17 protein-coding genes and 1 pseudogene are annotated in these 19,837 nt (G+C 50.7%); 11 read left to right on the top strand and 7 right to left on the bottom strand.

Going from position 1 to position 19,837, the window contains the following annotated elements:
- The first annotated feature begins 90 nt into the window (after positions 1 to 90).
- Complete coding sequence (locus ABLU80_RS16140) at positions 91 to 783, top strand: helix-turn-helix domain-containing protein (RefSeq protein ID WP_059444211.1); 693 nt, start codon at positions 91 to 93, stop codon at positions 781 to 783.
- Positions 784 to 1,043: 260 nt separating this feature from the next.
- On the opposite strand, the gene ABLU80_RS16135 is transcribed toward ABLU80_RS16140, so the two are convergent.
- Positions 1,044 to 1,280 (bottom strand): hypothetical protein, encoded by a 237-nt coding sequence (locus ABLU80_RS16135; RefSeq protein ID WP_348850194.1) that lies wholly within the window; start codon positions 1,278 to 1,280, stop codon positions 1,044 to 1,046.
- A 36-nt stretch (positions 1,281 to 1,316) separates the two neighbouring features.
- Between ABLU80_RS16135 and ABLU80_RS16130 the strand changes: the two genes are divergently transcribed.
- The 3 genes from ABLU80_RS16130 (at position 1,317) to ABLU80_RS16120 (ending at position 3,440) form a co-directional block, all read left to right on the top strand.
- Entirely contained in the window at positions 1,317 to 1,487 is a 171-nt protein-coding gene (locus ABLU80_RS16130; RefSeq protein ID WP_015369621.1) for a hypothetical protein, read from the top strand.
- Between the two features lie 228 nt (positions 1,488 to 1,715).
- Positions 1,716 to 2,012: a hypothetical protein gene (locus tag ABLU80_RS16125; RefSeq protein WP_015703534.1), complete on the top strand. Its 297-nt coding sequence runs from the start codon at positions 1,716 to 1,718 to the stop codon at positions 2,010 to 2,012.
- Positions 2,013 to 2,399: 387 nt separating this feature from the next.
- Complete coding sequence (locus ABLU80_RS16120; protein ID WP_032709190.1) at positions 2,400 to 3,440, top strand: LacI family DNA-binding transcriptional regulator; 1,041 nt, start codon at positions 2,400 to 2,402, stop codon at positions 3,438 to 3,440.
- A gap of 26 nt (positions 3,441 to 3,466) precedes the next feature.
- Here ABLU80_RS16120 and ABLU80_RS16115 read toward each other — a convergent pair whose 3' ends face one another.
- The 5 genes from ABLU80_RS16115 to ABLU80_RS16095 form a co-directional block, all read right to left on the bottom strand.
- Positions 3,467 to 4,813 carry an MFS transporter gene (locus ABLU80_RS16115; RefSeq protein ID WP_080758894.1) on the bottom strand — a complete coding sequence of 449 codons (1,347 nt, stop codon included), beginning with the start codon at positions 4,811 to 4,813 and terminating at the stop codon, positions 3,467 to 3,469.
- Between the two features lie 36 nt (positions 4,814 to 4,849).
- Positions 4,850 to 7,333: a hypothetical protein gene (locus ABLU80_RS16110; protein ID WP_348850193.1), complete on the bottom strand. Its 2,484-nt coding sequence runs from the start codon at positions 7,331 to 7,333 to the stop codon at positions 4,850 to 4,852.
- 32 nt (positions 7,334 to 7,365) lie between these two features.
- On the bottom strand, positions 7,366 to 8,448 hold the full coding sequence (locus ABLU80_RS16105; protein WP_348850192.1) for a glycoside hydrolase family 88 protein: 1,083 nt from the start codon (positions 8,446 to 8,448) through the stop codon (positions 7,366 to 7,368).
- A 370-nt stretch (positions 8,449 to 8,818) separates the two neighbouring features.
- Positions 8,819 to 10,159 (bottom strand): carbohydrate porin, encoded by a 1,341-nt coding sequence (locus tag ABLU80_RS16100; RefSeq protein ID WP_045364163.1) that lies wholly within the window; start codon positions 10,157 to 10,159, stop codon positions 8,819 to 8,821.
- Positions 10,160 to 10,284: 125 nt separating this feature from the next.
- Positions 10,285 to 11,682, bottom strand: coding sequence for an MFS transporter (locus ABLU80_RS16095; protein ID WP_348850191.1), 1,398 nt, complete (start codon positions 11,680 to 11,682; stop codon positions 10,285 to 10,287).
- A 437-nt stretch (positions 11,683 to 12,119) separates the two neighbouring features.
- On the opposite strand from ABLU80_RS16095, the gene ABLU80_RS16090 reads away from it, so the two are divergent.
- The 7 genes and pseudogenes from ABLU80_RS16090 to ABLU80_RS16060 all read left to right on the top strand — a co-directional run bounded on the left by ABLU80_RS16090 (position 12,120) and on the right by ABLU80_RS16060 (position 19,131).
- On the top strand, positions 12,120 to 13,148 hold the full coding sequence (locus tag ABLU80_RS16090) for a LacI family DNA-binding transcriptional regulator (RefSeq protein ID WP_032710029.1): 1,029 nt from the start codon (positions 12,120 to 12,122) through the stop codon (positions 13,146 to 13,148).
- Positions 13,149 to 13,401: 253 nt separating this feature from the next.
- A complete protein-coding gene (locus ABLU80_RS16085; RefSeq protein ID WP_032709182.1) occupies positions 13,402 to 14,331 on the top strand; it encodes a dihydrodipicolinate synthase family protein in 930 nt (309 codons plus the stop codon).
- Positions 14,332 to 14,516: 185 nt separating this feature from the next.
- Complete coding sequence (locus tag ABLU80_RS16080) at positions 14,517 to 15,806, top strand: anaerobic C4-dicarboxylate transporter family protein (RefSeq protein ID WP_348850190.1); 1,290 nt, start codon at positions 14,517 to 14,519, stop codon at positions 15,804 to 15,806.
- A gap of 360 nt (positions 15,807 to 16,166) precedes the next feature.
- The gene (locus ABLU80_RS16075) at positions 16,167 to 16,466 is read left to right on the top strand and encodes a DUF1889 family protein (protein ID WP_015369626.1); all 300 of its coding nucleotides are present in this window, start codon (positions 16,167 to 16,169) and stop codon (positions 16,464 to 16,466) included.
- A 355-nt stretch (positions 16,467 to 16,821) separates the two neighbouring features.
- Positions 16,822 to 18,233: pseudogene (locus ABLU80_RS16070) on the top strand (integrase family protein).
- Complete coding sequence (locus tag ABLU80_RS16065; protein ID WP_348850189.1) at positions 18,230 to 18,823, top strand: hypothetical protein; 594 nt, start codon at positions 18,230 to 18,232, stop codon at positions 18,821 to 18,823. Before ABLU80_RS16070 ends, ABLU80_RS16065 begins: the two are co-directional and overlap by 4 nt.
- Before the next feature lie 107 nt (positions 18,824 to 18,930).
- The gene (locus tag ABLU80_RS16060) at positions 18,931 to 19,131 is read left to right on the top strand and encodes a helix-turn-helix domain-containing protein (RefSeq protein WP_348850188.1); all 201 of its coding nucleotides are present in this window, start codon (positions 18,931 to 18,933) and stop codon (positions 19,129 to 19,131) included.
- Positions 19,132 to 19,190: 59 nt separating this feature from the next.
- Here the strand turns inward: ABLU80_RS16060 and ABLU80_RS16055 are convergent, their stop codons facing one another.
- The gene (locus ABLU80_RS16055) at positions 19,191 to 19,808 is read right to left on the bottom strand and encodes a hypothetical protein (protein ID WP_348850187.1); all 618 of its coding nucleotides are present in this window, start codon (positions 19,806 to 19,808) and stop codon (positions 19,191 to 19,193) included.
- Positions 19,809 to 19,837 lie beyond the last annotated feature (29 nt).

The raw sequence follows: 19,837 nt of genomic DNA, 5'->3' as shown, positions 1-19,837 counted from the left end.
TGAACTAAAAATGCTACCTTTAATTGACAGGCTTAACTTTGGCAGACTATTTTTCGAGATGCTTAAATAAATAGTAATTAATGAGGCAGCATGAAAACGACTTATTCCGACGTTATTGATCAATATAACCATGTTGTCGCCAGCGACCTTGAGTTGATTCAGCCGCTGATCTCGGCAAATCAGCCACGAATCATCAAAGACAATGGCGTTTTCAGAATTGAGCCTGGCGAAGTCGTCATTGTAGTTGAAGGCATTATTGCGATAGAAGTGGAATACAATGTGGGTTTTGGCTCCGCTGGTAAACGCGGTGTCCTGAGCAAAACGCGAGATATGCTGCAGGTCGGCAAAGGGATCCGCGGTATGATTTTAGGTATTATTGAAAACTATGGTCCGGCGCTATCGCTAAAATATACGGCAAAGAAAAATGTCAAAATAGTGACCTGCGGTAAAGAAGCGTTTGAACACTATTTCATTCAACGTGAGCGCTTTGCTTATCTGATGGAAATTATGGCATTTCAGCTATCGCTGATTATTGATGCACACCACGAAAAGAATTTACCTTCACGCTACGATACGATTAAATCAATGATTTACCGTTACAAAAAACAGCAGGATGCGGGAGTATTACATGATAGAAGCCTGGCTAGCTTTATTCTGAAAAGAACCAAAATGTCGCGCAGCTACCTTTTCAAAATTCTTGCTGAGCTTAAAGAAGGGGGATATATCAAAATGGAGAACGGTGAACTGATCGATATTGCGCACGAACTGCCGGAGAAATTTTAACCTCCTGTGACTGGGCGCGAACGTCATTTCAGTGGCGCAGAGGCCGTCTAACAGATCCTGGGATTACTTTACTCTTTATTACGCTTGCCTGCTGGGCGACGAATCATGTTTGCCGAAGCCAGTTGCCGTGCGGAATCTAGCCCGTCGTGTTTCTCTTACCGCGATGAGAATGGGGAGATAGTTGCTCTACAATGACCGTTTGTAGGTTTGATTTTATTTGTGGTTATATCTAAAATGCAGTTAATTATTCTGTCATAAATTCATCCTGCTAGTGAAATAAACCATTGTTTTTTCGTTTTAAGGGATACGATTTTGCTGAGAAGGGAGGCTTCTTTGTGTTCAATGGTGCAGTGCGCTCTGACGTAAACAATTTCGTTAATATAGAAAAGGGAAGGCGCGGTAGAAAGAGTCAGCCGTTTATCTCTTTCTCCAAAAATGGGGGGCATGTCAGGATCGCGGCTTTTATCGCTCGTCACGGAGAACATGTTGATATTCAAATAGATTATTCCACCAGAACCATCCGGGTTAAGAAGGTGGAACATCACGGCGTGCGTATTAACGTCGGCGGCGTCTTTACTCGTAAGGTACTGGTGAAGCAGTTTCTGTTTGGCGAGAAGAAGACCATCCGCGTCGATCTCACCCAACAGGACGATGGCTGGTTTTATGGCGACTTGCCGGTAGAGTTCACGGCCAATTGCGCATAGTGCGTTATTGCCTGAATTAGCCATTATCCAACTATGTTGATACGGAGATAGCGGATAATGGCTTTTTTATATCAATGAGATATAAATACGAGTCATTATAGTTTCGTATTAAAAATTTATTTTTAAGTAAATAAGTACCATTAAATCCTATTAAATAATAGTTATTTCCAATGATATCTTTGCAATAATTAAGGGAAAATAGAGACTCAAAAAAGGAAACGATAATTAATGGAACATTTACTCAGACATTGTGAACAGGTTGCCGTTGGCCCCTATAGCCGCGATGCCCGGGCGCTGGCGCATGAAGTGATCGATACCATTTCGGCGGGCGTTCCGCCGGAGCAACTGATTCTCCCCTGGATGTCGGTTAAAGAGGGGCTGCCCGACGCCAATAGCGGGCGCTACGTGTGCGCTTATACACCCGCGAAATCTCAGGACCGCCGCTATCAGCTGGTCTCCGCTGCCATGTTCCGCACCGTTTGTCGGGACGCCACCCACTGGTTTTATATGTGGGAAGCACTGTGAGTGAACGATGCTAAATATAGCGCATCGGGTGTTTCGATAATCTTTAGAGCTGATTATATAAATATTATATTTATAAATACGATGGTAATTTTTTAAACAATACAATAATCCACACCCTAATTGAATAAACATATAATCATCAATATCAAAATTTTGATGCTGTTACAGGATTAGCGAGTGCGTGGTAGCAACGGCAGGATAGTGCGGCTGACGATCACAAATCCGCAATCCTTAATCGATGCCGGGTAAAAAATGGCTTATCGTGCCGTGGTGCGCGAAGCCGTTCGGGTAGCATCAATGGCTACACTGACTGCTGGCTATTATTCGCCAGTCGCGGCGATTTTCATTATTACGCCGAGTGGCGCGCGGTGTCATAAAGGATGAGAGATGAGTAAATCAGATAATCAGACAGAGCGCGATGCAGGCTATCGCCGCGTGCGGCTGGAGGATATCGCTACCCGTTGTCGAACCTCGCTCAGTACCGTGTCGCGGGCGCTATCGGGCGAAAAAGGGGTCAGCCACGAACTGCGCACGCGTATTCAGGAAGTGGCGCGGGCCATGCGATATACGCCGGCTCAGGAGCTGGGCGGCGCGCGAATTGTGCTGGCTATTTCACAAGTGGCGATGCTGGATTACAACCGCTACCAGTTTAGCTGGTACGTCCTGCAAGGGTTAAAAGAGCGAGCGAAGGTGCTGGGCGTTGATCTCATTACTCATCAGCTCAGTGATAATGACAATGGTGCTCTGCAGGCGCTGCTGGAAGAAGCGGACGTAGGTGGCGTGCTGGCGCTGACGGTAGATGACAGCGGCTTTCTGAATACGGTGGCGAACCTGAAAAAACCGGCGGTGTTGGTGAATACTGACGATCCGTTAATGCGGTTGTCCAGCGTGCTGCCCTGCAACCGTTCGGCCACGCGCATGGCCTGTGAATATTTGCTCGAGCGCGGCCACCGCGACATTCTTTTTTTAACCCACCCTGGCAGGCGAACCATTGAACAGCGTGAGGATGGCTGGCGGGAAGCGATGCGCGCTCGCCAGCTGTTGTGCGACGATTCGCGGATCCTGACGGTAACCGACTGGCTACCGGAGCTGGCGGAGCAGGCGGTGATCGCGCGTTTCCGTGATAATCCGCGCGAGTGTACGGCGATACTGTGCGCCAATGATTCGCTGGCGATCGGCGCGATCAACGGCGTGCGGGCCTTAGGACTGCGCGTGCCGGAAGATATCTCGGTGGTGGGTATGAATAACCTGCCGCAGGCGGAGTTTGCTACACCGCCGTTAACTACCGTTCACCTTCCGGTGCACGAAATCGGCACGCTGGCGCTGGAGCTGCTGCAGGATATGATTGCGGGTAGTGTCGAAATTCCAAGGCGGGTTGAGCTGGCGTGCGCCATCGTCGAACGTCAATCGGTGGCCCGTATCGCCTGATACGGGCCACCGCTAAAGAGAGCGGGTTAGTCGAATTTAGCTCGCTCCATCTTCGGCACTAACAGGAGATACATAATCGCCCATGCCAGCAGATAAGCCACCGAGCTGATGGCGAACAGCGCCCAATAGTTACCAGAGGCTTCAAGCACGGCGCCAATCACCGTAGAGAAGATCACGCTGCCGATCATCCCGAAGGTACTGCCAATCCCCACGACCGAACCGACGGCTGCGCTCGGGAACAGATCGGATACCGAGGTCAGAATGTTGGCAGACCACCCCTGGTGCGCCGCCGCAGCTAACCCGACCAGCGCGACGGCGGCCCACAGATTTTCGACCTGGGTGGCGGCGAAAATCGGCAGGACCAGGCAGGCGCAGATCAGCATCGTGAGTTTACGTGCGCTGGCGGTGCTAAATCCTTTACTCATGAGTTTGCCTGGTAACCAGCCTGCGCCGAGGCTGCCGACAATGGCGAAGAGATAAATAACGATCAGCGGCAGACCCAGACCTTCCATGTTGATACCGCGGGATTCGTTGAGCCACTTCGGTAGCCAGAAGAGGAAGAACCACCAGATTGGGTCGGTCAACATTTTGCCTAATGCCACGGCCCACAGTTGGCGATAGCCCAGCAGATGCGTCCATTTAATGGCCGAAACGCTGACGGCTTCTTCTTTATCCTGAGCAATCCACGCCTGCTCTTCGGCGCTGGCTTTCGCTTTCACCGGGCCAAAGGCGATGAACCAGGGAATCAGCCACAGTAAACCAATGGCGCCGAGAATTAAAAACGCGCCGTGCCAGCCGTAATGCACTGCGATAAGCGGAATCAGCGCAGGCGAGATAACCACGCCGATATTGACCGCGACGCCAAGAATGCCGGTCGCCAGCGTACGTTCCTTTTTCGGATGCCATTCGGCAATCACCTTCATCGCCGCCGGGAAGTTAGCGGATTCACCTAGCCCAAGCAGGACGCGAACCAGCGCGAATCCCGCTACCGACCCGACGACGGCATGCGCCATCGCCGCGACGCTCCAGACGACCATCGCCGCCGCATAGCTGATTTTGGTTCCCAGTTTGTCAATAATTCGCCCGCATACCAGCGTGCCGACGCCATACGCGACGGTAAACGCATTGACCAGCCAGCTATATTCCATTTGCGTCCAGCCGATATCTTTTTGCAGCATCGGCGCCAGCAGACCGAGGATCTGGCGATCCATATAGTTGACCGTTGTGGCAAACACCAGCATGGAGCAGATGACCCAGCGATAGTTACTTTTCGGTTTAGCCATTTCGCGAGCGGGATTGTGCAGCGTATTCGGATTTACATCATCAGCGGCCTGCCCGGAAGGCACAGCCTGTTTGTCGATTTGCGTATCCATTATTATTTTCCTTGCCCGGTCTCTGCCGGGCGTTGGTTACAGAGGAAGTTCACGGCTACTGCCCACGACGCTCCACTGCTGTGGGTCCAGCGTGCGGTTCTCGGCGCTCACTCGTCCATCAGCCAGGAAGCGCACCGTACCGTACAGCGGATCGTTTACTTCAATACTGCCGTCGTCGTGCTGGATGAGGGTCAGGCCGCTGAAACATGCGCTGAAGGATTCCAGGGAGCTATCGACCCGATCGTTGATACGAACCAGCCAGCGGGTTTGTTGCCCGTTAAGGCGAATTTCGCAGCCGCGGGTTGGCCCCGTATTCACCGTTTCAAACGGCTGATTACCCATCAGCAGCGCCATACCGTCACCGCTGCGTACCGCCGCGCGCTGGCCGCTAATAACGACCTCATCAAACTGGCTTTGCGGCAGCCAGGCGTGAGTAAAGTCAGGCTGATCGGCGTGCAGATTGAAAGTCAGCACCGCCAGCCCGCGATATTGCTGCACGCGCGGCAGCGTGCCGCACCCGCCCCAGTAAGAGGGGCGACCGAACCCGCCGTGCAGGGTCTCGCCTGGATGGTTTATCCAGATCTGCGCTTCGGGTTGGTTGCCAAGACGTAAATGGAACGGCGTCTCCTGATAGCCCCATTCTCCCCAGCGATAGCCGGCGATGGACCCCATAGCCGCATGGCGGTTTTTGTAGTGATAGAGTTTGGCGATCCGGTTAGCGCCCTGGGCAAAACACCACTCGATAGCGCTCTCTTTTTGCCAGGCGGCAACTTCTGCTAGTTCCGCCGGAAGGGTGAGCAGGCCATCACGCAGCAGCAGGGCTAATTGCGGTAGCGCATGGAAACGACAGCCATAGTTACCTTTGCCCCACAGCAGACGCGAAATCGCCGCCAGTTCCAGAGAGCGTCCGGCGCGTAGGGTGTGTTCGTAAGAACGTCCCTGCGAGGCGGTCAGAAAACCCTGGTGGGCGGAGCGGGCAATCTGCGCCAGTAAACGCGTGATTGCCGCGATGGCGCGCTGGCTTATTTGCGCGTCGCCGGACAGTGCCGCCAGCGCGGTGAGACCTTTTAAATCAATAGGGAAGTAGGGCGCTGAGTTCCATTCGGCCATTTCACACTGCTCGAAATGGTCCAGCCAACTGATGACCCGTGCTTTACCCGTCGCCGCCTGCTCGCGCCCGCTGCGCCCGGAGCGGGTGAAAGTCGCGTCAGGGAAGAGGTTGCCCGCCAGCAGCGCCGCGGTGTGGAACAGCAGGGCGTGGTTCTCAGAGAAGTACCACTGTACATCGTTGCCGGGTTCGTCCATCCAGTAGCGGAAACGCAGAATCGCGTCATCGATGCGCCCGCGAACCTCTGGGTCGATCTTGTCGCCCCATACCGTGCGGCACCACAGCAGCGGCACAAGCGTAAAGTCGGCGCAATCGTGACAGTCGAGCACCGATGGCAGGACCCCATCCAGCATCTGCTGGGTTTGCTCATCGTTCAGGCCGCAGGCCAGGCGCGCCAGCGCTTTGACGCTGCTGTATTCACCTTCATGAGCGACCACCTCCAGCGCTTCCACAATCCGTGCTTCCAGCGTTGCCGGGATCGCCGTCTGGCGGTCGGCGTGGCAGATTTCGACGCCCAGCGTGCGGCTTATCTTGAACCCTTCACGCTGCAGCGTGATGTTGAAATTGCGGAAGTCCGCCGGAATAGCTTCGCTTTCAGCAATGGCGACCAGCGACTCGCCGGCGGAGAGTCGGCTATCGAGCGTGACCGGTTCATCCAGCGAGATAAAATCCCCCAGCACGTTGACGTGCAGGCTGTAGTCCGTCGACGCGGGTTGAGGAAAGACAAGGCGAATGGTGCCGCGGTTATATACCGGATGTTCAAAGGAGACGCCGTCCAGTAACTGCTCCATTTCTTTGACCTGCGCGTCGGTGAGCGGCGTTGCCAACGCAATACGCAGCGGCTCACCGGCGAGGTAGTCGAGCTGGAAAAAGAAGCGAATATCGCGTTCGGCTAAGTCATCAAACCACAGCTCCAGCTCGTTTTTCCCCGCCTGTAGCGACAGGCTGAATTCACGCTGGTTTTCCAGGTTGCGCTGATAATCCGCCATCCAGAGTACTTCTTCGCCGTTCAGCTTCAGCAGCGCGCCTCCGCAGGTGGCGAGGCGAAAACGATACTCGCCAGCCTGTGGGCAATCGAGAAGCGTTCTGGCCCAGGCGCCGACGCGGGTTGGGCGAAACCAAAAGCCGGAGAGATCGACTCTGTCGGAAGCAAAAGGGAACCACCAGCGAGAGTAGTTTGCGCTGGCGAAAGGCTGCGGTTTTTTTTCAGCAAAGTGCTGGCGAAAATCGTCGCGGCACGGGTAGGTATGAGGAATGAAGTTTTTATGTTTACTTAAAAAGAAAAACGGGTCCATTTCGCCAGCCATCGGCGTGTCCGTCGTGTCATAGCGTAAACTGGTAATATCGGATAGCTGCCAGTAGCGCACGGCGTTACCCGCCGTTAAATTAAAAATACTATATTCGATAGCCATTATTATTTTCTCCAAAAGAGAAGGGCGGTATTTTATTTTTTATCAGCGAGGCGCAAACCTTCGCTCAGGCATAATATTGCTAATGCCTGTCCATAGCCGGTAGGTTGTAATGGAATATCTTTATAAAATTGCAGGGTGCGCCCCATTCGCGTGCCATAAGAAACATTGTGTACCGTTCCTTCGGCATCAATATTATCCTGAACAATCTCCAGCGCTTTCATACCCGCCTGTAGCCATCGTTCATCGCCAATGCCAAGACGCGCGCCTTTTAATAAGCCATAGCCAAAACCGGCAGTCGCGGAAATTTCGATGTAAGAGTCAGGATGGTCGAGCAGGGTGTGCCAGGCGCCATTAGCGGCCTGCAGGTCGATTAACGTATTAACCTGCTTTTTCAGGCACTCTATCAGGTACTCCCGAACGCCCGCGCCTACGTCGGCTAGTTCCAGTAATTCGAGTATACCGACGGTAATCCACGCATTACCGCGCGCCCAGCGGGCTTTAGCGAAGTTGCTGTTCTCGACAAAGCTCCAGCCGTGGTACCACAGGCCGGTTTGCGGATCGTTGAGATAGCGCGCATGCAGCAGGAACTGCCGAACGGCTTCATCTACCAGCTCCTGGCGCCCGGATACCGTGCCGTAGTGCGCGAGAAACAGTACTACCATAAATAGCGTATCGTCCCAGATCTCCATGTCGTTAATACCGTCGGAAACCACATGCTGAAAGCCTTGTTCCGGCGTGCGTGGTAGTTCCGTCATCACGCGATTTGCCCAGCGATCCAGCACCTGCTGGTAGTGCGGTTGGCTGTTATGGGACCAGAAAAGCGAAAGGGGAAGCATCGGCGCGGTGGTATTGACGTTGAGGCCTGGTAGACCTTTTTCGATATTTCCCTGAAACCACTGGTCGATAATTTTATATAGCTCATCAGACTTCGTATTTTCCCATAAACGTACCAGACCAAATAGCCCTACGCCCTGCGGCCATTCCCAACTGGAAAATGAAATATAATCTCCGGCGCTACCGTCAAGATTGGGTTCATTAAACCGCCCGTTATCTTTTAATTCAGTAAATCCGCGCAGTAGTAAATCAATATTTTTATTCAGTGAACGCTTTTCCATTTTTTATTCTCATTCTAGCTCTAAGGATGATTTGGCTATAAGAATTAAATCACTACGCATTTCATATGCGCAATACGAAAAAATTTTGCGTTTATATTTTGTGAGCCTTGCCGATATTTTATTGCCCTGCGAGGACGTCGTTTTTTGCAAAAAACAGGCAGGAATTGTTGATAAAACAAGAGGTTGTTGGAACGCTGTTTCATTTTTGGTTTTGGAAGCGCAAAAATTTTTTGCGTAAACAGCAAAATGGCTGGAAACCATCGAACCCTCATTACTTAATCCAGAAAAAAAGCCACTCAGCGGAGTGGCTTAATTATATGATTTTGTTAGTTATGTTTCCTTTCTGGTCCACACGGCGCGGCCTGTTTTATTAAAGTTTGATGGTCACCTGGTTTCCGATAACCCATGCATCTTTAATCTCTTCTATTCCTCCCGGATGGGCGAGTAGCTGGAGATTAGGCCGCAAGGTCAACCATGGTGTAACGCGAAAACTATAATGCAGCTCTGCGGCATACTCGCTTCTGCGAACCGGGACATACAAGGGATCAGCATAATCATCGATCCCTCGCATCTGGTTCTGGAGTTGCGCTCGACGAGCGACTTTGGCGTTGGCATGCATTTTACTTACGCCAAAGCTGATAAAGTCTTGCGGGCGACTGGCGAAAGGGCCCTTATAAATGACGCCAGCCTGGATCTGATAGTCCATTGTCGCCGTATTTTTATCATTTATGGCCAGATGCCCGAAAATGTTGAGGCCATTTTGGCGCTGGCTGCCCGAGTGGGTCAGCTGCTGGCTGACATAGAAATAACCTCCGTAACGGCCACCGTGTTGCCGGGCAGCCTGATGTGTGAGGACATAGGGATCGCCATTGTCGTCATCCAGTACATCATTGGCATCCGCTGTGTTGTACCAGCCGCCAATTTTCCAGGTGTCAGGGAATATTGCCGTGCCTGCGGCAGGTAAATATCCCAGCTCAAAGATATACATGTATCCCAGATGCCCAGTGCCATCCAGCTCGAAGCTTCCGTGGCGGGTGGCGTAGTTAGGATTGTACTGAAATCCGCCGGCCTGGAGATAAAGCGCCGAAGTAAGGCTGTATTTAATGCGGCCACCCCACTGGCCTATGGGAGTGTTATACCAGACGCCGCTACCGTGCCCGGCTAACGAACCGCATAACGACAGGTTTTGAAAATAGCAGCCGCTATTATCAAAGTCCTCTCCTGGCGGCATGAGACCGACCTTGAGATCCCACTTTTTATCCTGCCAGGTTTTTTTGAACCAGAATTGCGTCGCGTGCCATGTTTGTCCCCGACCGTAGTTACTCTGAACACCCGAGCCGATGACCGGAGCGCGCGGATCCTGGAGGCGATCCTGAGTCAAATCTCTCCCGTTACGATCGTTTAGCGAGGCTTTAAATTCCCCATCGTGAATGCCGAAAATCGTCTCCAGATCCATATCGATGCCGAGAATATACTGGTCGCTATAACGTAGGGTTTTATCGCGATCGTAACCGCCAGAAACATTAGTGGCCGTCATCGAGCTATATTCCAGCGTAAAGTTATAACCACGATGCCGCAGGTCTGTTCGTATTCCTCCCCACTCTCCGGTCATGTTTTTTGCCGTTGGAGAAAAAAGCGTATCGTCGGCCTGCGCGAGGAAAGGGTGTAGTAAAGCCAGCAGCATCGTGCCGCTTTTGATGAATTTGTTCATGTTTTTCACCGCCCGTTGATGATCCAGGTCTATGAATAATTCCCGGTAAGGCGCACAGCTAAGTCAGCCGACTGCGCCAACGTTCTGCCAGAGGTGGCCCCGTGCTTTCCGCGGCCACAGGCCGCCTATGGCGACAGCTCTTCTAACGATTTTCCTTTGGTTTCAATGGCAAAAAACCAGGTAATTAAGCCGCCAATCAGCGCAATAACCGCGAAAGTGATAAACACAAAACGGATCCCGAAGCCGCTGACGATAAAGCCCACCATCAATGGGCCAATGGATGACCCCGCGCGGAGCCATGCGCTGGAATAGGCAGTGCCAATGGCGCGCAGTCGGGTGGGATAAAGCTCTGCCGCGTACAGATAAAGCGAGAAAGCGATGGTCTGCAAAATGGCGTAGGTCAGGCTTCCCAGAATCAGAATTTCAACGGCAGACTTTGCGCCCAGAATAGAAAGCGTAATCAGCGGAACAATCGCCAGTAAAAAAGCCCATGTGTACCAACGCTTGCGTCCGACGCGGTCGATCAGCAAGGCGCAGATCACCGAAGCCACGACGCCGCAGGAAGAGGTGATCCAGCCGTAGGCCAGACTGGTATCGAGAGAGAGGTTAAACCAGGTTTTATAGAGGGTTGGAAACCAGGTGATCATGCCGTTGTTGACGCTATAAACCGTCAGCCACAGTCCCCACAGCATAAAGGTTCGGGATTTATAGATCCCGCCAAACAGGGCTTTTACGCCTTCCGGAGCCGGTTTTTGCACCGTAGGGGCTTTCATTTCAGGCTCGGGTAACGTCATGCCGCGCCTGATGACCTCTGATTCCAGCGTAGATACGATATTATCCGCTTCCTTTAGTCTACCTTTTGCGGCCAGCCAGCGTGGTGATTCCGGCATTAACCAGCGCAGGGGAACGGTCAACGCGGAAGGAACTAAGCCAATTAAAAACATGACCTTCCAACCATAGATGGGCACCAGAAAATACCCCACCAACCCGGCAAACATCATGCCAATGGGGAAAATCACCTCATACAACAAAAAGAAACGCCCTCGCTTTTTTGCCCCGACAAATTCATTGATATAGGCGCTGGCAACGGGAACCTCCGCGCCGATTCCCACTCCCTGCAAAAAGCGAATAATAAGAATGGACCAACCGTTCCAGGCAAAAAGACAGGCTGCATCCATCAGTACGAACATGATGATGGTGATACGTAATACGCCAATGCGTCCTATTTTTTCCGCCAGCGAACCAAAAAATAGCGCACCGCACAACTGGCCTACGTAACTGGCCGCAATAATCAGACCGACAAACGTCGGCGTTAAACCCCACTCCTGGGTAAGCTGCGGCAGAGCAAAAGCGATAGCGATAATGGTATAGGCATCGAAAAAGGTTGATAAGCCGACGATAACGCGGATCGCTTTCAGCCTTCGGGTGATGGGGAGGCGTTCCAGCCTCGCCAGCAGCGCGTCTGGTGTTGACGGCGTTCCGCTGGCAATGGCGTAATCTGATGCAATGGCCTGAGTTGACATAGTATTACCCTGTTAAACGTTATCTGGGGCATACACGTAAGTTTCTGAATAACCTCAGGGCAACGAACCCTTATTCATAGACGTGCTGCATATAATGCTGTCTTGATTGGTTTGTGGTAACGTTACTGCAATCGATTTCACGTTCAGCTAATCCTTTGCTGGATTTGGCGCTAAGTCAATTACGCTCGTTGTATAAATGTCGAACAGTTCACAATCTCAATAAACTCACGCGCAAAAAAGCTAAGTGAGGAATACAGGTTAAAACGAATAAGAAATGTGAATTAACGGCCCGTCGAATGAACCCGGCAAAGTTAAGTACCATTCCTTTTGTCCGGGCGAGGTTTGACGTAAGATCCTTTCACCCCACGGTTTGCACGATGGTATCCCTTGCACGGGCAACACGGATTTTTACCCGCATTGATGAGTTGGAGCAGCAGATGGATCAAGAAAGTGAACTGAACGATTTTCCGGAAAAAAAGCTGGTGACAATGCGGGACGTTGCTCGCGCTGCGGGCGTGAGCGTCTCGACCGTTTCGCGCGTACTCGATGAAAGATTACCCACCTCACGCAGCGCCTCGGCAGATAAAATTCGCCAGGTGGCCCGAGAGCTGGGCTACCGTCGGGACTATGTTGCTTCCAGCCTGCGCCGTGGCGACACCGGAACGCTTGGCGTCCTGGTTCCGAGGCTGACCGATGCCGTCACGGCGATGCTTTTCGAAGAGATAGCCAGGGCTGCGGCGAGGAGAGGGTATTTCGCGATCGTGGCGACCTGTGGAGATAGCAAGGAGCAGGAGAAGAACGCCGTTGAATCACTGCTGGATCGTCGTGTGGATGGGTTGATTATGTCAACCTGCCGGCTGGACGATCCTTTGCCGCAAGCCCTGCGTGAACGGGATGTGCCCCATGTTCTGGCGCTGCGCACCGATGGGTTTAGTCCTTCATCGGTCGGGGACGATGAGCTTGGCGGTTATTTGGCAACCCGACACCTGATAGATTTAGGCCATCGTGATATTGGCTTGATCGGCGGTCCCGATTTTGCCTCCAATGCGCTTAACCGGCGTAAAGGCTTTGAGCGGGCAATGCAGGAGGCCGGGCTAAGGATCGAAGCGGAATGGTGCTGCCATTCTGATTTTAATATCGCCTCTGGAGAGCAGCAGGGAATGAAAATTCTCAGCCAGCCCCATCGCCCGAGTGCGTTGTTTGCCGTCAATGACGAGTTGGCGATTGGCGTGCTCGCTGCCGCCCATCAGCTAGGGCTGGTGATTGGCGAGGATCTGTCTCTGGTGGGATACAATGATATTCCTCTGGTGAGCAGGCTGCCCGTAGCCTTGACTTCGGTTAGAACGCCACTGGAGCATATCGCCAGTAATGCGGTTGATATGTTATTGAATCCAGAAGTAAATAATAATATGCGGATTACCACGCCTTCCCTTATTCCTCGTAAGTCTACCTCGTCCCCACGTTAATAATCCGTCGGCGATCCTCCTGGCTTTGCTGGTGAAAGCGGGGAGGATTGAATTTTGTATAACGGATCTCATCCCGGATGCGGAATGCTGTTTAGTTTGTGATCTTCGTTGCATTTTTAACCAACCCGGCGTTGACGGTTTTATTTTTGAGGTTCAATGTCAACTACGTGAAAACGATTGCAGAAACGATTTCATGTCCGTTTCAAACGATCGCTAGCCTGCAAATATACGCTTACTCATCAAGGGGATACTTATGATTAACATCGATCTCAGAGGTTTGACTCCGGCTCCGGTTACACCCTTCACTCGTGAGGGGCGCGTAGATTATGATGCCATCCAGCGTCTCGGTAGTTGGCTGGGCAGCATTGACGGCGTAAAAGGTCTGGTGGTTCTGGGACACGCAGGGGAAGGGACTTTTCTAACTCAGGAAGAGCAGGCGAATGTGATCCGCGCATTTGTGAAGTCTGTAGATGGCAAGCTTCCAATTATTGCCGGTATCACCGGAGAAGGGACGGAAGTCGCTGCGCTGGAGGCTAAGCGTGCTGTTGCCGCCGGCGCATCCGCTGGTTTGCTGTATCCTTCTCACGGCTGGTTGCGTTTTGGCTATCAGGATGGCGCGCCTCAGGATCGTTACCGCGTGGTTTATGAAGAAAGTGGCCTGCCGCTGATTCTTTTCCAGTATCCGGACGTCACTAAAGCCACCTACAATCTGCAAACGCTATTGGATATTTCCGCACAGCCTGGTGTATTCGCCATGAAGAATGGCGTGCGTAATATGCGCCGCTGGGATACTGAAATTCCGGTTATTCGCCGCGAGCGTCCGGATCTGCAAATTTTAAGCTGCCACGATGAATATCTGCTGCACACCGCGTTTGATGTCGATGGCTTCCTGGTTGGCTACGGTAATATCGCGCCTGAACCGTTAATTGAAATGATTAAGGCGGGTAAAGCGGGTGATTATGTGAAAGCGCGTGAGCTGCACGATCGACTGCTGCCGGTGACCAAAAGCGTATACCACCGCGGTTCTCATATGGAAGGTACCGTGGCGCTTAAACATGCTTTAGTCGCGCGTGGGATCCTTGAACATGCCACCGTCCGCTCTCCGCTTTTGCCGCTCGAAAAAGGGGCTGAAAAAGAGATCCACGACGCCATGCGCGCTGCTGAGCTGGGCCTCGTGCGTTAATTTATGCTGAGCCTGTTGTTAATCCGCAATGCAGAAAGATGTCTTGCTGTATTGCGGATATCGGCGCGTTCAGCGCGAGCTCTCCGGGAGATGTCATCCTGACCGGCACACCCGGCTACCAGAACTAGCAGGTCATTTCATTATGTAAAGGGTTAATGCCGGACAGGGAGCCGTGGAGGCAAATTATGGTATTAGTTCAGTTTCTGGTCGTGCTGCTGTTTCTTTATATCGGCATGCGGGTTGGCGGTATTGGCGTAGGTTTTGCCGGCGGCGCTGGCGTGATTGTCCTCAGCGCGCTCGGCGCCACGCCGGGGGATATGCCGATGCTGGTTATCGTGTTTATCATGGTGGTGATCGTGGCGATTGCGGCCATGCAGGAGGCCGGCGGTATCGAATATCTGGTTGACCTCACCGAGCGCCTGCTGCGTCGCTATCCGCGATTGTTAGTCATCACCGCGCCGCTTTCCACCTGGCTATTAACCATGATGGCCAGCACCGGACAGGTCTCTTTTGCCTGTATGCCGGTGATTGTCGGCGTGGCGAAAGAGAACAATATAAAACCCACCCGGGCGCTTGCTCTCTCCGTCAGCGCCTCTTTGCTTGGCATTGTGGCATCGCCCATTTCCGCGGCGGTGATTTTCTTCTCGGGGATTCTGGAAAAGAGCCATTCTGGCTGGGGCTATATTGAGCTTATTGCGGTATCCATCCCTTCCACCTTTCTTGCGTTACTGGTCACCTCCGTGTTTTACCTGTGCTGGGACAGAATTCGCCGGCAGGATAGGCTCTATGACAATCCGGTGCAGGTGAAGGCACGGACTGAGCGGGAGAGCCCGCCTTATGCCGCTCGTTCGGTGCTGATCTTTATCGTCGGGCTGGTGGTGGTGCTGTGCTATGCGATTGTCACCAGCCCCAAATTAGGGCTGATTACCAATCCGGTCATGAGCAGCGGGCAGGCGCGGGTAGGGGTGATGTTGGGCGTTGCGCTGCTGATTCTGGTGAGTTGCCGGGTTAACGTACAAAAAGTCCCGTCCGGCTCGGTATTTAAAACCGGGATGACCTCCTGTATCTGTATACTCGGCGTCGCCTGGCTGGGGTCAACCTTTATGGACAGCAATCAACAGTGGTTGCAAAGTACGCTCTCGTCACATTTATTGGATTCACCCATTATGCTGGCCATTATTATTATGGCGGCGTCATGTTTCCTGTATTCTCAGGCGGCTTCAACAAAAATTTTATTTCCCGCCGCGCTGAGTATGGGCGTTGCCCCCGGTATTCTGGTGGCCTGCTTCCCGGCTACCGCTTCGCTTTTTATTTTACCAAACTATCCGACGTTACTGGCGGCGGTAGAACTGGATGTTACCGGCTCGACTAAACTGGGGCGGCATATTATCGATCATCCTTTTCTGCTGCCCGGTCTGGCATCGGTGCTGCTTTCTATTCTTTTCGCGGCCGGACTGGCTTTTTTGATTCAGTGAATGATATGAGCAGTGGCGCAGTGATAAAGGCGGACGGCTGGGCAAAAAGGAGTTAGATGATTTAACTCCTTTTTTAATTGTCACCCCATCATCACCTGTTGGGGCATGAAGATGGCTGGCTTTGTCGGGTTTTTGGCGCTGGCTTACGTGGTAGCCTCAGAAGGGCATCGCCAGCAATGTATATCCAGAATCACGCTTTGCATAATGTTAACTACCGTGCTGATTGCCAGGCAGAAAAATTTAGCCATTTGTACACAGCTCACATTTGAATAATTAAATGGATAAACCTTTTGATACTTAAGCAAAATATAGTCCATATTATAGCCTTGTACCGAACATGGATATTTTAAGGATAAGAATATGTCAGCAGTAATTGATAAAGCACTGGATTTTATTAATGGCATGAACACGTCATCTTCAGCACCGCACACCATGGATGAAAGTACGGCTAAAGGCATTTTCAAGTATCTTAATGAGTTAGGAGCTCCGGCCAGCGCAGCTGATGTATATGCCCGGGGCACTCAAGAGGGCTGGGATCCTGAATTTACTAAAACGTTAGCGGGATGGGCGGAACGAATTGAGTCCGGCGAGCGTATAGTTATTAAGAATCCTGAGTACTTTTCTTCATACATGCGCGAGGAGCTGCGGGCTCTGGTATAAGATGAACTCTGCTCAACCGTGAGCGGACTGGAATGCGTTGCGCTTTCGCTATATTGCAAGCTTCTAACCCGGCGCGTTTATACTCCGCAGTACTTGCCTGCCGTATTCTGTAGGTATCCTGGAAAAGACTAAGGGCTTACGATTACTCGTAAGCCCTTGATATTTGGTGGCCCCTGTTGGGTTTGAACCAACGACCAAGCGATTATGAGTTTTAGGTGAAATAATTCACTAACATTACCGTTTCATGAAAAACAAGCATTTAGGTCATGATTTGGTTGCGAATAATGTCCTATTATTACCTCAGATGACCTTTTTGGAATATCCCCAGGATATCCCTAGAAACCCGTAAGGTAATATGGAAACACTAAAATTTACTAAAGCAACATTACTGTCTATAGCTCCTGACCCCCACAAAAGGATTGAGTATGCTGACAGCGTTTTGCCAGGCTTGCGCATACGCATAACTCCTGCAGGTGTAAAATCTTTTTGTGTAGCTAGATACCGTGATCACAAATTTATTAGAGTTACGTTGGGTAAGTTCCCAGATCTGACCGTTGATCAAGCCCGTGAACTCGCAGCCAAGATAATCGGTGATGTTGCTGCTACAAGACAAAATCCCAACCACAGACGGCAGGCCGACAGAAATAAATCCGTTACCCTTTCTGACGCACTGGGTGAATATCTCAAATCCCGCGCGCAACGCATCAAACAGACGACGAAAGAGCAGTATCAAAGCATCCTAACCAATTTCTCCGGAGACTGGCTTAATACACCTCTGGCGGCCATTGATCGCGAACGTGTGGAGGCTAGGCATAAAGCGATCACTGATGGTGGTGTATGGTTCGGTAATAAGCCGCAGCGCTCAGGTGTGGCGGCAGGAAGCAAGGCGCAGGCAGATTTATGGGCTAGGGTGCTGCGTGCTGTTTACCGCTATTCACACGATCATTACCGCGACAACGAGGGCAACCGGCTTTTACCCGACCCTCCAACTATGGTACTGAGCACAAAGCGCTAATGGCACGGTACTACTCGCAAAACTTCCCGCATACGCAATAATGAACTTTCCCGGTGGTTGAGCGCTGTTAATGCCGTTCGGAAGCACTCCATCAGCATTCGTGATGATTTCGCCGTGTCGGTGTGTGATGCGCTCGATCTTGCACTTTTCACCGGGCTGCGTCGTTCTGAGGTATTCGGGCTGGAGTGGGATCGGGTGAAAACTTCAGGGCGTTATTTCTGGATCGACAAAACAAAAAACGGTGACCCGCTGGAGCTGCCGATCACTGATACGCTTTACGCCATCTTTGAGCGTCGAAAGGCCGTGCGCTCCGATAACAACCCGTATGTATTTCCAGCAGCTCAGGGTGGCATTATTACCGACCCACGAAGGGTGATAGAGCAGATAAGTGAGGCAACTGTGCAAAACGGGGCTGAGTCTCCAATAGCATTCAGCTGCCATGATGCAAGGCGCACGTTCGGCAGCATTGCCGAGCTGGTGGGGGTCGGGTCGTACATACTGAAACGCCTGATGAACCATAAGACCATGCGAAGCGCTGACGTTACACAAGGTTATCTCCATTTCTCCGCTGACGAGTTGCTAGAACCTGCCGCAAAGATAGAACACGCGATTCTAGAGCACGCTAGGTTGGCTGAAAAAAACACGGACATTGATAAACAGTTAAGAGTGGTCATGAAAAAATGACTGAAGATGATAAACGAAAGTTGCTTCACTATTTTTTAACTTCTCAGGAGGAGAAGAAAACAAAATGAATAATGGAAAAAAAGACCAAACAGCTTTCATGCTTGAACTTTTGGATATGGTTTCTGTTTCCAGAGGTAAAATCCCATCAGAAAAATTTGAGATTTTATTGGGCGTAAGAAATGAAAGGTCTACTGAAGAAAACACTACTATTGCAGGTTTAATTCAGAATCTAAAAATTGACGGTGAATGGGATGATGAAAAAGATTATATACAAAACGCGATGTTTAAATCCGCGATGATTTTAATGCTCAATGGTTATGATCAAGCAGCGAGAGAGCTTTTTATGGCTCGTAGAATGTTCAATATCGAGAGAAATAACAGGTGCTTAGCTGTGGATTTGTCAGTTAAGAATAAATACAGAGAAGCTGCATCAGGACCTAGAAATCAAAATTACAATGAGATAATGGCAGTCATACAAGCCACGTGGGAAAAATATCCTGCTGGAAGTAAGAAAGAGTTAATCCGAAAACTGATGGCTCATTACCAGAGTAAGGTTAGTGAGGATAGTATAAAACGTTGGATCAAAGAGTCTGCATTGCAGCCACCTAAACCAAAAAAGTACGAACGAATAACGCTTATATTTCCAACCTCTAAATAGGGGGCATAGCGGCTATGCAAGGTGCAAAATCGTTCTGCAATCTTCCCGCTGATATCATTTCGTTCCATAGTTTCATCGTTGTTAACCATAAAACACGGTGAAGCGTTATGAATGTATTACCTATTTTAAAAGAAAAAATGACTCGGCCAGAAGCTGCAAGCTATCTAGGAATTGCCCCACGAACGTTGGCAAATTGGCATAGCTCAGGCCGCGTAAAAATTCCTTTCTATAAAGTCGGTCGTAAAAAAACCATCTATTTGAAATCAGATCTCGATGCGTATCTGGTTTCAGTTCGTCAGGGTGCTTAATCAACAGTAGCTTCAGTCTGTCAGGCAAGATCATGTTTCTAAGGCTCGGAAGACTCGGTTTAAGATGGATTTGGGTTATCCATTAATTTTTTTTCGATATCTCTTTTTTTGAAAAATTCCTGCGTCGAATTAGCGCAGTATTCCTGTAAGTAATTATAATTGTCTTCAAACTTTGGCAGGCCTTTAGCAACAGTAAATTTTTTAGGCAGCATACCCGCAGGATCGTCAACAACTTCAAAGGTGATTGATTTATGTTTGGGATCTTCCTCAATTAGTTTCAATGTTGCGACTACTGGACTTTTGTCCATTGCACCGTCAACGAGTTGGCGAACATGAAACTTTCGAGCAAGCACAAAATTCTTGAGTGATGGGGCCTCACTATTGAACGTAATATTCCATGTTAAAGGCATACCATCACATAACCCTTCGGTAATAATTTCACCATCAATAGAACCGTCATCATCAACATCCATCTGTATCGTTACTAATGGTTCATCGTTGTTCAGTCCGAGATCCTTGCTGTTAATAATTAGGCCAGCATCATTGGACCATTTACCAGTGAGAAAATTTTTCTGATAAAGACTGTCGTAGATATCGTTGCGAAACTGAAAATAGAAGGTTGCTCCAGCAATCAATAAACCCATGACTGCGCAGATGGTTACGATACGAGCTGACATTGTTATCCCTTACGTCAATGTGAATTTAG

It is taken from the genome of Klebsiella sp. CN_Kp104, from assembly GCF_040064515.1.
GTDB classification, from domain to species: Bacteria; Pseudomonadota; Gammaproteobacteria; order Enterobacterales; family Enterobacteriaceae; genus Klebsiella; species Klebsiella aerogenes.
This window is presented reverse-complemented; position numbering and strand designations above follow the sequence as displayed.